Below are 14,090 nucleotides of genomic sequence, written 5' to 3' on the forward strand. Positions count from 1 at the left end.
ACCGTTGAGAATCATATTACTGGGACCTCCTGGAGCCGGAAAAGGCACCCAGGCACAGTCAATCAGCAACAAGTATAATATCCCACAGATTTCCACAGGCGATATTTTCAGAAAGAATATCGCAGGGGGAACTGAGCTGGGGATCTTAGCCAAAAGTTATATGGATAAGGGACTTTTAGTACCGGACAATGTGACCATTGATCTTGTGAAGAACAGACTGAAAGAGGATGACACCCGTAATGGATTCTTGCTGGACGGTTTTCCAAGAACCATACATCAGGCGGAAGTGCTGGAAGCACTTCTCGAAGAGCAGAGCGTGGCCATTGATGTGGCCCTGCAGATCGAAGTCCCCAGAGAGTTTATCATTCAGAGAATGACAGGCAGAAGGGTTTGCCCCAACTGCGGTGCTTCCTACCATCTGGAATTCAACCCGCCGATGCTTCGAAGTATTTGCGATGACTGCGGATCACACCTCATTCAACGTGAAGATGACAAGCGTGAGACGGTTGTGGAAAGACTGGAAATCTATGATTTTCAAACCGCCCCTTTGATTGCGTATTATACAGAGAAGGGTAAGCTGAAAACAGTAGACGGGACAAAGGCCATCAATGAGGTCTTTGAGGACATCATCAGAATTTTAGGAGAAGCAAATGATCATCATTAAGAATCAGTGGGAAATAGAGCGGATGAAAGAAGCAGGCAAAATTGTGGGCGAGACCTTGAAGCTGGTAGAGGAATCTATTAGACCAGGAATTTCCACATTGGCACTGGACAAAATCTGTGAAGAATTTATAATGAAGAGTGGAGCAATTCCATCCTTCAAGAATTACAACGGATTTCCAGGATCCATCTGTGCATCCGTCAATGAAGTGGTGGTACATGGCATTCCCAGTAAGGATATCATTCTTCGGGAAGGCGATATCATCACCATAGACTGTGGAGCATATATCAATGGATTTCATGGCGATGCGGCTAGAACCTTCCGGGTTGGGCGCGTCAGTGAGGAAGCGGACAGACTCATCCGTGTAACGGAAGAGAGCTTCTTCAAAGGACTTGAAATGGTACGGGTAGACAACCGCATCGGGGACATATCCAGTGCAGTTCAGGAACACCTGGAATCCAATGGACTCAGCGTAGTTCGGGATTTTACCGGTCATGGCATCGGGAAAGATCTGCATGAAAGTCCTAGTATCCCCAATTATGGGACAGCTCATAGGGGACCTAAACTTCGTGCTGGCATGGCATTGGCCATAGAGCCCATGGCAAACCTCGGACTCTATCACGTAAAAGTACTGGAAGACAACTGGACCGCTGTCACAAGAGACGGCAGCCTATCTGCCCAGTATGAGAATACTGTGATTGTTACCGAAGAGGGACCGCTGATCACGACACTTGTTTAAGAAATGGAGCGTCTGTGTTTCTGCTAGAAAAGAGTGTTTTCATTCGAGAACGGGAGTGGAGTAATTGGACAAAGATTGGATCGGACAAATTGTTGTATCTAAAAAAGGAAGAGACAAAGGAAAATTCTATGTGGTGGTTTCCATCCTGGACCGTTTCCACGTGCTTCTCATGGATGGCAAGAAGTTTGATTATAAAAGACAAAAAAGAAAAAACAAAAAACATCTTTGTATTATTACAAAAGCGGAAGACGAGATTCTTCAAGGAATCCTTCGTCAGGATGAAGCTTGCTTGCAAAATATAATCAGGCGTTTAGCGCTTGAGGCAAAGGAGGTATAAGTACCTTATGTCAAAAGAAGATGTTATAGAGATGCAGGGTGTGGTGAAAGAATCCCTACCCAATGCACAGTTTGTGGTGGAACTCGAAAGTGGTCATATCATAAATGCACATCTCTCAGGAAAGTTAAGAATGAACTTTATCAGAATTCTACCAGGAGATCGCGTGACCATTGAAATGAGTCCATATGACCTTTCAAAGGGCCGTATAACCTGGAGAGCAAAGTAATTAAGGAGGGTTAGCGAGATGAAAGTTAGACCATCAGTTAAGCCTATTTGCGAAAAGTGCAAAGTAATCAAGAGAAACGGTAGGGTTATGGTAATTTGCGAAAACCCTAAGCACAAGCAAAAGCAAGGCTAATAAAAGTAAATTTTCAAATATACCAGGAGGTGTAGAGTTTAATGGCAAGAATTTCAGGTGTAGACTTACCAAAGCAGAAAAGAGTTGAAGTTGGTCTTACATACATTTATGGCATCGGTCTGTCCACTGCAAGAAACATCCTCAAGGAAACAGGTGTCAATGGTGACATCCGTGTGAAGGATCTTTCAGAAGAGGACGTCAATGCAATCAGAGACTATATCACAAAGAACATCAAGGTAGAAGGAGATCTTCGTAGAGAAGTAGCTCTTAATATCAAGAGACTTGTGGAAATCGGATGCTACAGAGGCATCAGACACAGAAAGGGTCTTCCTGTAAGAGGACAAAAGACCAAGACCAATGCAAGAACAAGAAAGGGTCCTAAGAAGACCATCGCAAATAAGAAGAAGTAAGGAGGGAAGTCATAATGGCAGCAGCTAAGAATACTAAAAGAGTCGTAAGAAGAAGAAGAGAAAGAAAGAACATTGAACATGGACAGGCTCATATTCAGTCTACTTTCAACAACTCCATCATTACCATCACAGATGCGGCAGGAAATGCACTTTCCTGGTCTAGTTCAGGTTCACTTGGATTCAAGGGTTCCAGAAAGAGCACACCATACGCTTCACAGATGGCAGCAGAAACTGCAGCTAAGGCAGCTATGGAGCATGGACTGAAGAGTGTTGAAGTTTACGTAAAGGGACCTGGTTCAGGTAGAGAAGCGGCCATCCGTTCACTACAGGCTGCAGGACTTGAAATTACTCTGATCAAGGATGTTACTCCAATTCCACACAACGGATGCAGACCACCTAAGAGAAGAAGAGTTTAGTTTCAATTTGTCCTAAGTTACCTGGGCGTTAGATCTGGGACCTTAAGAATCAGTTGCCCTCAGGATTATGTTGCCAATATTCTTTAGGAGGGTTAAATTCATGTTTGAAATAGAAAAGCCAAAGATTCAGTGTGTAGAAACAAGCGAAGATGGAACCTATGGTAAGTTCGTAGTAGAACCATTAGAAAGAGGCTATGGGATTACTTTAGGTAATGCATTGAGAAGAATGCTTTTATCCTCACTGCCAGGAGTTGCGCCAACATCTGTAAAGATTGATGGTGTGCTCCATGAATTCTCTGTAGTACCTGGTGTTCGGGAAGATGTCACAGAACTCATCCTGAACCTCAAGGGACTGTTCATCAAGATGAACGGAGAAGGGCCAAGAAAGATCTATATCGATGCCAAGGGACCTGGAGTAGTAACTGCAGGAGACATCAAGACCGACGGAGACGTGGAAATCGTCAACAAGGATCTTTATATCGCCACCTTGGAAGAGGATGCAAAGCTATATGTTGAAATCAATGTGGACAGAGGAAGAGGATATGTTTCTCAGATGAGAAACAAGGCGGAAGGTCTACCACTTTCTACCATCCCAATGGATTCAATATATACCCCTGTGAAGCGTGTCAATTTCACAGTGGATAATACAAGAGTTGGTCAGATCACAGATTATGACAAGCTGACTCTTGAAATATGGACCAATGGCACCATTTTGACAGAAGAGGCCATCAGCCTTGCTGCAAAAGTGCTGATTGAGCACTTTAAGCTGTTCATGACACTGACCAATCACGCCAATGACGTGGAAGTGATGATCGAGAAGGAAGATGACAAGAAGGAAAAGGTTCTGGAGATGACCATCGAAGAGCTGGACCTGTCCGTCAGATCCTATAACTGCTTAAAGAGAGCAGGCATCAATACTGTTCATGAGCTTACAGAAAAGACCATGGATGATATGATGAAGGTTCGTAATCTAGGAAAGAAATCTCTTGAAGAAGTTGAGAGAAAGTTAAAGGACTTGGATTTATCTTTAAAGTCCACTGACGAGTAAAGGAGGTAAGTTAAATGGCTACACTAAGAAAGCTTGGTCGTCCAACCGACCAGAGAACTGCAATGCTGAGAAGTCTTGTTACAAACTTCTTAAAGACTGGCAGAATAGAAACCACATTCTACAGAGCGAAGGAAACTAAGAACATCGCTGAGAAAATGATTACCCTTGCAAAGAGAGGAGATCTCCACGCAAGAAGACAGGTTCTCGCTTATGTTCATGAAGAAGAGGTTGTTAAGAACCTGTTCGACAACATCGCACCAAAGTATGCTGAAAGAAATGGTGGATACACAAGAATCCTTAAGACCGGCCCAAGAAGAGGCGACGGTGCTGAAAAGGCAATTCTGGAGCTTGTATAATCAGAATTAATAAAAGCGGAAGTCTGACTTCCCTTTAAAATGGGTACATGCAGGAGGAAGAAAATGGAAACAAAAAGAAATTCAGACAACAAACCAATCATAGAGGCTGTGGATCTCATGCATTATTATGATGACGGTCCTTCTGGAGAAAAGGAGTATTCTCTTCAAGGAGTCAACCTTTCTGTGAAGGAAGGAGAGTTCCTGGTAGTGCTGGGTCATAACGGATCTGGAAAATCCACCTTTGCAAAGCATATGAATGCGCTGCTTCTGCCTCAGGGGGGAAAGATCTACATCGACGGCATCGATGGAAGCATTCAGGAGAATACCTGGGAAGTGAGAAAAAGGGCTGGAATGGTTTTTCAGAATCCGGACAACCAGATGGTGGCTACCGTGGTGGAAGAGGACGTGGCTTTTGGACCTGAAAATCTTGGAGTAGCTCCAGAGGAAATCAGAAAACGTGTGGACAAAGCGCTGAAAGATGTTCAGATGTTTGACTTCAGAAAGCATGCACCACACCTGCTTTCTGGAGGACAGAAGCAGCGAGTGGCGATTGCAGGCATCATCGCCATGCGTCCGAAAATCATCATCCTGGATGAGCCTACAGCCATGCTGGATCCATCAGGCCGCCAGGAGGTCATGAAGACCATCAAAGCCCTCAATAAAGACTTTGGCATTACCATCGTTCATATTACCCATTTCATGGAAGAAGCTGTCCAGGGTGACCGTATTGTGGTCATGGAAGAAGGAAAGGTCATCATGGATGATACCCCAAGAAATGTCTTCAGTAATGTGGACCTTCTCAAAAGTATCGGGCTGGATGTTCCTCAGGTGACGGAGCTTGCCCATGAACTCATTAAAGACGGGATGAACCTTACGGAGGGCATCCTCAACATCGAAGAGATGGTGGAGGCGTTATGTCGATTAAAATAGAAAATCTAACACATGTATATATGCCCAAGACTCCTTTTGAGACCATTGCTCTGGATGACATCAATCTGGAGCTGGAAGAGGGAAAGTTTTATGCCCTCATCGGTCATACGGGTTCTGGAAAGTCTACACTGATCCAGCACTTAAATGGTCTATTGAAGCCTACCAGCGGAAAGATCTTTGTAGATGGGACAGACATCACAGACAAAAGCACTGTGATGAGTGAAATCCGAAAAAAGGTCGGGCTGGTGTTCCAGTATCCCGAGTACCAGCTTTTTGAAGAGACCATCGAAAAGGACATTGCTTTTGGTCCTCGAAATTTAGGTCTTGATGAAGAGGAAGTGCTGAGAAGAGTCAAGAGAGCCATGGAGATGGTGGGGCTAGAGTATGAGAAATACAAAGACCTGTCTCCTTTTGAAATCTCAGGCGGACAGAAAAGAAGGGTAGCCATCGCGGGTGTCGTGGCCATGGAGCCCAAGGTCCTGATTCTGGATGAGCCCATTGCAGGCCTTGACCCAAGAGGCAGAGACGCCATCTTAAAGCAGCTGAAAAAGCTTCATGAGGAATATAAGCACACCGTCATCTTAGTCACACACTCCATGGAGGATGTGGCGGAGATTGCTGACGAAGTCATCGTCATGAGTGGAGCCAAGGTTCTGATTAAAGCAACTCCAAGAGAGGTGTTCACAAACATCAGCATGCTGGAGGAAGTGGGACTGGGGGCACCTCAAATCACCTACCTCATGCGGGCGCTGAAAGAAAGAGGTCTTTCTGTACGTGAAGACATCTTCACAGTCAAGGAAGCCAAAGAGGAAATACAGCGGGTGCTGAAGGAAGGAGGACAGTGTCATGATTAAGAACATCACCATCGGGCAGTATATTCCCGGAGAGTCCTTCATTCATAAACTGGACCCTAGAACCAAAATTCTGATTTCCATCCTTTTTATTGTGAATCTCTTCCTCGTGAAGAACTTCACTGCGTATCTGTTTATTTTCCTGTTTATCATGATGATGGTGCGGATTGCAAGACTTTCTCCCAAGTATCTGTATAAAGGAATCAAACCTGTATTTGTACTGATTCTGTTCACGGCCTTTCTTAATATGTTCGTGACCCGAGGGACAGAAGAAACTCTTCTTCTGGAGTTCTGGGTGTTCAAGATCTATCGGGAGGGTGTCTACCAGGCAGTCTTTATGACCTTCAGACTGGTGTTCCTCATCATGGGAACCTCCATCCTGACCCTGACCACTTCACCTATAGAGCTCACCGATGGCATCGAGAGTCTTCTGAAGCCATTTAAGAAGATCGGAGTTCCAGCCCACGAGCTGGCCATGATGATGAGTATCGCGCTGCGTTTTATTCCAACCCTCATGGACGAGACAGACAAGATCATGAAGGCTCAGATGGCTAGAGGTGCGGACTTTGAATCCACCAACATCATCAAGAAAGCAAAGAGCCTGATTCCACTGTTGGTGCCACTTTTCATCTCTTCCTTCAGAAGAGCGGAAGAACTGGCCATGGCCATGGAAGCTAGAAGCTACCGTGGTGGAGAGGGCAGAACCAGAATGAAACAGCTGAAGTATGAAACCAGGGATTTGACAGCTTTTGCTGTATTTTTCCTGTTGGTGTTCATCACCTTCGGTCTGCGTTACACCAATATTCTGTAGTACAATCAAAGAGACCTCTTTTGGAAAATCGAAAGAGCGTCTCTTTTTTCAAATCATAAAAAGGTAGGAAGCAGCATGAAGAAAATACTGATGTATCTAGAATACGATGGAACGAACTTCCATGGATGGCAGCGGCAGAAAAACGTCCGGACGGTTCAGGAAACCTTGGAGAAGGCACTGGCAGCGCTTCTGAAGGAAGAACCTTTATTATCCGGCTCGTCCAGAACCGATGCAGGGGTTCATGCACGAAAGTATCCAGTGACATTCTCGACGCAGTCTTCCATTCCAGGAGAAAAGATGGCCTTTGCGCTCAATCCGCTTCTGCCCGAGGACCTGAAGGTCAGAGCATCCATGGAGGTGTCCTGTAGTTTTGATGCAAGAAAAAATGCCAGAGGGAAAACCTACACCTATCGGGTGCTCCGGAGAAAGACTCCTTCGGCGCTTTTTCGGAACTATGCTGCCTTCGTGCCACAGGAGCTGGATCTCTTGAAAATGAGAGAAGCTTCGGAAGTGCTCCTTGGCACCCATGATTTTACTGGCTTTAAATCTGTTGGCAGCACCGATCCGAATCCTGTGAAGGAAATGAGAAAGATTGAAATCTGGGAAGAAGGAGAGTTTCTTGTGATGTCCTTCACGGCTTCGGGATTTCTCTACAATATGGCAAGAATCCTCGCAGGCACTCTGCTGGATGCGGGTCTTTCCCGGGTGACGCCTGGAGACATTGAAGAGATTCTGAAAAGCGGCAGCAGAGGAAAATCCATGGTGATGCCTCCTTGGGGACTTTATCTGGAAGAAGTGTATTATGAAAGTAAAGAGATGGAGATGAAGTGAGGATGAACCAGTTTCATCCTTTTTTTAGTAGGAAGAAAATTATAGGACGGTTCATCAGAATATTTGAACGAAATATGAATTTTCATTGGCGGACATAGGGAATTGACGGAATTTGCTTGATAAAATTTGACGATAAATGTAGAATACATCTACAATGCTGTTTTCATTACAGTTTGAAGATGGATGGAAGTAAGGAAGAGGAATACCTCGGATTTTGGGATGGGGGAGAGAAATGCTGGATTATCTGGTTCAGTTTCAGATCAATGTTTTTGCACTGGGCATCTTGCTCAGTTTATATCTTTTTATGAGAACGTCAAAGCTCAGGACATTCACCAACAGGTTATTGAGATGGATCATCTATGCCACGGCGGCATCTATTGTGCTGGAGCCGCTGACTTGGATCTTTGACGGTATGATGTTCCAGGGGGCTTATTTTCTCGAGTACAGCACAAATTTTCTGCTGTTTCTTGTGGGACCCGTCATAGCTGGCCTGCTCCTTTCCTATGTGGACTACCGAATCTTCAATGATGCCACAAGGATTCAGAATAGAGTGTATTACCAGCAGGCTTCCATCATGACCTTTCTGGTTCTTGTGTATAATATCTTCAACCCCATTTATTTTCGGATCAATCGGGAGTCCAACAGCTTCAACAGTGGGCCACTAAAAGAGATTCATTATGGGGTCCTTGCGCTCAGTTATCTATTGATGCTGTATTTTTTAGCCCGGCACTGGAGAAAAATCACTAGAAAAGAAGTGCTGATTTATGCCATCTGTTTTCTGACGCCCATCTTAGGTATGGTGGTTCAGATGTTTGATTCTAAACTGCATTTTTCCTGGACATCCATTGTCATTGGACTGTTCATGGTGTATATCTTTCTCGAGACCATGCCTTCTGATGAGGACTATCTGACAAAACTCTTCAACAGAAGAAGCTATGAGACTGAACTGTCCTATCTTGTGCGAAGCAGGAAGCCTTTTGGTATTCTCATCTTCGATCTTAATGATTTTAAGGAGATCAACGATCGGCATGGCCATCACAAAGGGGATGAAGTGCTGCTTCATTTTGCCAATGCACTGAGCCATGTATTTTCAAAAGAAGGTCTTGCTTCCAGGCTTGGTGGAGATGAATTTGCCGTCATATTAAGAGGAAACCGGGACCATGTGGACACCCATATCAATAAAGTAAAGACGTACCTTCAGAAGACTGAGGACGAAGTGCTGAAGTCCTTGACCTTCAGTTATGGATTTGAAAAGTACTATATGGATATGAGTATGGATGATCTTTATAAACAGGCGGATCAGAAAATGTATCTACAAAAGAAACTGTCCAAGAAAGAGAAAAATCTGCCGGAAGGAATGGCGGAAGGTTTATAAACTTAGAAATGGAAAGAGGTTGCCGAGGGTAAAAAGGCACCTCTTTTTTGTACACTAGTGTCTCAAAGTGCTATTTCCATTGACCATGGTGACTGTAAAGTTGTAAAATAAATTAACGGAATATGTCATAAATATTCGGTTCTTTAACAATATATGGGAACAAAAGAGGAGGGGTGAGATGAGCTATTTGGTTCGGTTTCAGAGCAATATACTAGGCATTCTGGTCCTGATTATACTGCATCTTTTTGTGAAGCTATCTACCATAAAGACTTTCAGTAAAAAGCTCATCAAACTGATGATTTATGCTGTGACAGCATCTCTTGTCGTGGAGCCTTTTTCCTGGATCTTGGATGAGCGTCAGTTTGCAGGGGCATTTCTTTTGAATCATCTGTTCAATTTTCTGCTTTTTCTTCTGGCACCGGTGCTGGCAGGTCTATTCATGTCGTACCTGGATTACAGAATTTATCGAAATCCTTCCAGAATCTATGAGAAGCGCTTTTATCAGCAGATGACACTGATCTCTTTTATGATCCTTTTGGTCAATCTGTGGATACCTATATACTACAGCATTGATCCGGTGACCAATCATTATGATGGTTCAGGACCCATCAAGTGGTTTCATTATGTGATGGTTCTTGGATTCTATGGGTATATGCTGTATTTTCTGTATCAGGTGAAAGATAAGCTTTCAAAGAATGAAATACTGATGTTCATCCTGCTGTTCATTCTTCCGGTGATCGGTATGGTCATTTCCATTTTCGAACCGACCTTCCATCTAGGATGGAGTTCACTGGTCATTGGACTTCTTGGCATCTATGTGTTTTTGGAGACCACACCTTCAGAAGAGGATGTCCTTACGAAGGTGTACAACCGGAAAAGTTTCGAGTCTTATGTGGAATATCTGGAAGATTCGAAGATTCCATATGGACTTTTGATACTGGATCTGAACGGTTTTAAACAGATCAATGATGTGTATGGACATCAGAAGGGAGACGATGTTCTCACGAAGTTTTCAGCTCTTCTCCGGGAAGTGTTTCTTAAGGATGGATTTGTGGCAAGACTGGGAGGAGATGAATTTGCGGTGATTCTCATGGAAGATGAACCTGAGGTGCCTCTTCATATGAAGGAGCTTAAGAATAAGCTGAAGGAACTGGAGGATCCTGTCATGGGAAATGTTTCATTCAGTTATGGGTATGAGTCGAAAACAGCAGCTAAACCCATGAGAGAAATGTACAGGAAAGCAGATCAGAAGATGTATCAGTATAAAGATCTTTATCGAAAAGAGATGAACGATTCCAGGGAGGTAGAGAAGGAAAGTGAAAATTCGTGGATATAGAAATGAAGACTTGAAGAAGATTGAAGAAATCTGGCTGAAAGGTAATAAAGAAGCACATGCTTTTGTATCCGAAGAGTTCTTTTTTGGTCATCTTCCGATGCTTCGGGAGCTGATGCCTAAAGTAACCGTACTGGTTTCTGAAGAAGAGGATACGGTCACAGGTTTTCTGGGGATGGAAGATGGCTTCATTCTGGGACTGTTTGTGGATCCTATAAAGCAAGGACAGGGAATCGGCAGAAAACTTCTTCAAGAAGCAAAGCGTAAAACAGATGTGCTCACTTTGAAAGCATTTGTTAAGAATGAGAGAGCTGTTGCTTTTTATAAAAGAGAAGGATTCACTGCGGCAGGCACTGAGGTGGATGAAACTACAGGTGAAGAGGAAGTGACTTTTGTCTGGAAAAAATAAAACATTGAAGATGTGAAACAGCGGCTGTGGCCTCTTTGGAGAGAGCCCATGCAGCGGCTGTTATTCTATTCGGAAATACAGCAAAATCTTCTTTATTTTTTGCCAAGAAAAGGGGGAAAACCTCTTTCTTTCCAATGAAGTATCATGTATAATGTTTAGGTACCAGAAAAACAGGATTATTGACATCTAGTGGAAGATGTTCTATAATATTCATGTTTGTAAAAATACTTGTGCTGATCCACTAGCCCCGGATCACGCAATGGAGTAAAACCTAAGAAAGAATAGTAATAGGAACCCCAATTGTGGAGTTTCGGGAGGAAAGAAATGAAGTCATATTTAGCAAAGCCAGGATCATATCAGCCAAAATGGTATGTCATCGATGCTGCTGGAAAGCCTCTCGGTAGAGTAGCGAGCCAGGTGGCACTGATTCTAAGAGGAAAAAACAAGCCAGAATTTACACCAAATGTAGACATGGGAGACTTTGTCATCATCATCAATGCAGAGAAGGTTGTTCTTACAGGTAAGAAGCTGGATCAGAAGATGATGAGAAGCCATTCCAAGTACCCAGGCGGTCTGAAGGAAACTCCTTACAGAGAAGTACTTGCAAAGAAGCCTGAACTAGCCTTCTCCGAAGCAGTCAGAAGAATGCTTCCTAAGGGAGTACTGGGAAGAAACCAGTCTAAGAAACTTAAAGTGTACAGAGGAGAAAATCATCCTCACGCAGCTCAGAACCCAGAAGTTCTTGAGCTAAAGTACTAGTCGGGAGGAGGAAATAAAAATGGCAAAAGTTCAATACATGGGAACTGGTAGAAGAAAGAAATCTATCGCAAGAGTTAGGCTTGTACCTGGATCAGGTGCAGTTACAATCAACAAGAGAGACATCAAGGACTATTTCGGTCTTGAGACTCTGATTCTTGTTGTTAATCAGCCACTTGTTCTTACAAACACAAAGAGCGCATATGACGTTCTTGTAAATGTACACGGTGGTGGACTTTCCGGACAGGCTGGAGCAATCAGACATGGTATCTCCAGAGCACTTCTGAAGGCTGATGAGACCCTTAGAGGCGAGCTGAAGAAGGCTGGATTCCTGACAAGAGATCCAAGAATGAAGGAAAGAAAGAAGTATGGTCTGAAGAAGGCTCGTAGAAGCCCTCAGTTCTCCAAGAGATAATACAGACGAATATTTGTTTATTCAAAACCTTCCAGTTTATACTGGAAGGTTTTTTACTTTTGTGGCATGATGTGTGTGCCTGGAAATAGGATGAACTATGCTGAATAATTTAGTTTATTGAGCGGACAAAGCGAGGAATCTTTGAAGTATATTTGACTCTGAAAAATGTAAATGTTTCAATGTTTCCATTTTCAAAAGACTTGAACATAAAATTACCAGTCTGTTTTTCAGGTTAATTCTATGTTAAAACTTGTAACATGGAGTTAACAGTGCTCTTATTTAGCGGTATTATAGACTAGGAAATATATGAAATCTCGAGTGGGAGGTACATTCTTTTGAATATTGGTATGATCATAGGACTCATGGGTGGTCTTGGACTTTTCCTGTATGGTATGAAGATGATGGGAGATGGTCTGGAGAATGCGGCAGGTTCTAAACTGAAGTTTATTCTCAATAAAGTAACCGCGAATCCTATCAGTTCAGTCATTATTGGTACTATTGTAACGATTCTTATGCAGTCCAGTTCCGCCACTACAGTCATGGTCATCGGTTTTGTGAACTCAGGTCTGCTGAACCTGGCACAGGCAACTGGAATCATCATGGGCGCAAACATCGGAACAACAACGACAGCGTTTCTGGTTTCCATGAACATCGATGCCATTGTTCCAATCTTGATTTTCACCGGATCTTTCCTTTTTTTGTTTACCAAGGCAAAAAGAAGAAGAGATCTTGCTAGTATTCTATTAGGGTTCGGTCTTCTGATGCTCGGTATGGAGCTTATGAGTGACGCTATGTACCCTCTACGAGACTCACAGGTGTTTAAAGACCTCATTCTGACTGTAGGAACCCAGTGGTATCTGGGAATCTTCCTTGGGCTTGGGATCACTATGCTGGTGCAGTCCAGTTCTGCAACAACAGGACTTCTGGTTGCTCTTACAGCAACGGGAGGAATCAATGTACAGGCAGCTTTTCCCCTGATTCTTGGTGCCAACATCGGTACCTGTATCACGGCCCTGCTATCTTCTATAACTGCGAATAAAATGGCAAAAAAAGCAGCTGTAATCCATCTGCTCTTCAATATCATGGGAGCCATTCTATTCTTGCCGCTTGGTAAGTACCTGATTAATGTAGTTACTTTCTTGGCACCAGAAAGCATTAAGCTTCAGATTTCTTTTATCCATCTAATCTTCAATGTGTCCAACACTCTGGCGCTTCTTCCATTTGCGGGACTTCTGATCCTCATTGCTAACAAAGTGGTGGGAGAGGAAGAAGATAAGGCTCAGGAGATTCTGGACAGAAGACTTCTTCAGACACCAAGTATTGCAGAAGGTCAGGTAATCCTGGAAACAGTAAAACTTGCTGAAATGGCCAAGGAAAATCTCAAGCTTTCTGTAGATGCATTTTTAAATGATGATTTGAAAGACCATGATCGGGTATATGAGAATGAAGCAAGAATCAATGAAGTAACTGAAATCATCACAAACTTTCTCGTGGAACTTTCTGGAAGCGACATTGATGTCAATGAATTTGCTCGAGTAGGAGATACGTATCATGTGCTCAATGATATCGAGCGTATCGGAGACCATGCTGAAAACATCATGGAGCTGGCTGAGGAAAGAAACAGGAAAAATGTGGAGATTACCCCAGAGGGTATAGAAGAACTGAAAAATATTTATAACTATACGAATCTTGCCATGGATATTGCCATTGAAAGTTATAAGAACAATGACAAACAGAAGGCTGTAAGTATAGAGCAGACAGAAAAAAGAATTGATGAACTGCAGAAAGAGTATCGGGATGCTCACATCAGAAGACTTAATGCAGGAAGATGCAGCGCTCTTGCTGGCATTCTTTTCCTGGATCTCATCTCCAATCTGGAAAGAGTGGGAGACCACGCAAAGAACATTGCAGATACCATTGCAGAAATCAAAGAAAGAGATTAATGATACGAACTTTTCAGGAAGCATTTCGGGCGCCATGTCCGGGATGCTTTCTTTTGTTATAGCCACAAGAAGAGGTGGGTTAAGTCTTTGTTAAATGAGAAGAAACGCTCT

The 14,090-nt window shown here is 43.3% G+C and carries 19 protein-coding genes; all 19 read left to right on the forward strand.

The window, feature by feature from the left end; genetic code table 11:
* Positions 1 to 4: 4 nt before the first annotated feature.
* Positions 5 to 664, forward strand: a complete 660-nt coding sequence (locus DEF30_RS10840) for an adenylate kinase (protein ID WP_294099200.1) — start codon at positions 5 to 7, stop codon at positions 662 to 664.
* Positions 651 to 1,400, forward strand: a complete 750-nt coding sequence (gene map, locus DEF30_RS10845) for a type I methionyl aminopeptidase (RefSeq protein WP_294099203.1) — start codon at positions 651 to 653, stop codon at positions 1,398 to 1,400. Before DEF30_RS10840 ends, map begins: the two co-directional genes overlap by 14 nt.
* Before the next feature lie 64 nt (positions 1,401 to 1,464).
* Positions 1,465 to 1,737: a KOW domain-containing RNA-binding protein gene (locus DEF30_RS10850; protein WP_036909529.1), complete on the forward strand. Its 273-nt coding sequence runs from the start codon at positions 1,465 to 1,467 to the stop codon at positions 1,735 to 1,737.
* A gap of 7 nt (positions 1,738 to 1,744) precedes the next feature.
* Positions 1,745 to 1,963, forward strand: coding sequence for a translation initiation factor IF-1 (gene infA / locus DEF30_RS10855; RefSeq protein WP_031577556.1), 219 nt, complete (start codon positions 1,745 to 1,747; stop codon positions 1,961 to 1,963).
* Positions 1,964 to 1,981: 18 nt separating this feature from the next.
* Positions 1,982 to 2,095, forward strand: coding sequence for a 50S ribosomal protein L36 (gene rpmJ / locus DEF30_RS10860; RefSeq protein ID WP_031577557.1), 114 nt, complete (start codon positions 1,982 to 1,984; stop codon positions 2,093 to 2,095).
* A 41-nt stretch (positions 2,096 to 2,136) separates the two neighbouring features.
* Positions 2,137 to 2,505: a 30S ribosomal protein S13 gene (gene rpsM / locus DEF30_RS10865; protein WP_294099211.1), complete on the forward strand. Its 369-nt coding sequence runs from the start codon at positions 2,137 to 2,139 to the stop codon at positions 2,503 to 2,505.
* A 14-nt stretch (positions 2,506 to 2,519) separates the two neighbouring features.
* Entirely contained in the window at positions 2,520 to 2,921 is a 402-nt protein-coding gene (gene rpsK / locus DEF30_RS10870; protein WP_031577559.1) for a 30S ribosomal protein S11, read from the forward strand.
* 100 nt (positions 2,922 to 3,021) lie between these two features.
* Complete coding sequence (locus tag DEF30_RS10875) at positions 3,022 to 3,969, forward strand: DNA-directed RNA polymerase subunit alpha (protein ID WP_031577560.1); 948 nt, start codon at positions 3,022 to 3,024, stop codon at positions 3,967 to 3,969.
* 14 nt (positions 3,970 to 3,983) lie between these two features.
* Positions 3,984 to 4,325 (forward strand): 50S ribosomal protein L17, encoded by a 342-nt coding sequence (rplQ, locus tag DEF30_RS10880; protein WP_031577562.1) that lies wholly within the window; start codon positions 3,984 to 3,986, stop codon positions 4,323 to 4,325.
* A 63-nt stretch (positions 4,326 to 4,388) separates the two neighbouring features.
* Positions 4,389 to 5,255, forward strand: a complete 867-nt coding sequence (locus tag DEF30_RS10885; protein ID WP_294099218.1) for an energy-coupling factor transporter ATPase — start codon at positions 4,389 to 4,391, stop codon at positions 5,253 to 5,255.
* Complete coding sequence (locus DEF30_RS10890; RefSeq protein WP_294099221.1) at positions 5,240 to 6,109, forward strand: energy-coupling factor transporter ATPase; 870 nt, start codon at positions 5,240 to 5,242, stop codon at positions 6,107 to 6,109. Before DEF30_RS10885 ends, DEF30_RS10890 begins: the two co-directional genes overlap by 16 nt.
* Positions 6,102 to 6,917: an energy-coupling factor transporter transmembrane component T gene (locus DEF30_RS10895; protein WP_294099225.1), complete on the forward strand. Its 816-nt coding sequence runs from the start codon at positions 6,102 to 6,104 to the stop codon at positions 6,915 to 6,917. Before DEF30_RS10890 ends, DEF30_RS10895 begins: the two co-directional genes overlap by 8 nt.
* 75 nt (positions 6,918 to 6,992) lie before the next feature.
* Positions 6,993 to 7,748 carry a tRNA pseudouridine(38-40) synthase TruA gene (truA, locus tag DEF30_RS10900; protein WP_294099227.1) on the forward strand — a complete coding sequence of 252 codons (756 nt, stop codon included), beginning with the start codon at positions 6,993 to 6,995 and terminating at the stop codon, positions 7,746 to 7,748.
* 232 nt (positions 7,749 to 7,980) lie between these two features.
* Positions 7,981 to 9,123 (forward strand): GGDEF domain-containing protein, encoded by a 1,143-nt coding sequence (locus DEF30_RS10905; RefSeq protein WP_294099230.1) that lies wholly within the window; start codon positions 7,981 to 7,983, stop codon positions 9,121 to 9,123.
* A 178-nt stretch (positions 9,124 to 9,301) separates the two neighbouring features.
* Entirely contained in the window at positions 9,302 to 10,459 is a 1,158-nt protein-coding gene (locus DEF30_RS10910) for a GGDEF domain-containing protein (RefSeq protein ID WP_294099232.1), read from the forward strand.
* Positions 10,440 to 10,865, forward strand: a complete 426-nt coding sequence (locus DEF30_RS10915) for a GNAT family N-acetyltransferase (RefSeq protein ID WP_294099234.1) — start codon at positions 10,440 to 10,442, stop codon at positions 10,863 to 10,865. The genes DEF30_RS10910 and DEF30_RS10915 overlap by 20 nt, the downstream gene beginning before the upstream one ends.
* A 324-nt stretch (positions 10,866 to 11,189) precedes the next feature.
* On the forward strand, positions 11,190 to 11,624 hold the full coding sequence (gene rplM / locus DEF30_RS10920) for a 50S ribosomal protein L13 (RefSeq protein ID WP_294099236.1): 435 nt from the start codon (positions 11,190 to 11,192) through the stop codon (positions 11,622 to 11,624).
* A gap of 19 nt (positions 11,625 to 11,643) precedes the next feature.
* Complete coding sequence (gene rpsI, locus DEF30_RS10925) at positions 11,644 to 12,036, forward strand: 30S ribosomal protein S9 (RefSeq protein ID WP_031577305.1); 393 nt, start codon at positions 11,644 to 11,646, stop codon at positions 12,034 to 12,036.
* A 347-nt stretch (positions 12,037 to 12,383) separates the two neighbouring features.
* Positions 12,384 to 13,979: a Na/Pi cotransporter family protein gene (locus DEF30_RS10930; protein WP_294099432.1), complete on the forward strand. Its 1,596-nt coding sequence runs from the start codon at positions 12,384 to 12,386 to the stop codon at positions 13,977 to 13,979.
* Positions 13,980 to 14,090: the final 111 nt, after the last annotated feature.

It is taken from the genome of Proteiniclasticum sp., from assembly GCF_003514505.1.
Taxonomy (GTDB): Bacteria; Bacillota; Clostridia; order Clostridiales; family Clostridiaceae; genus Proteiniclasticum.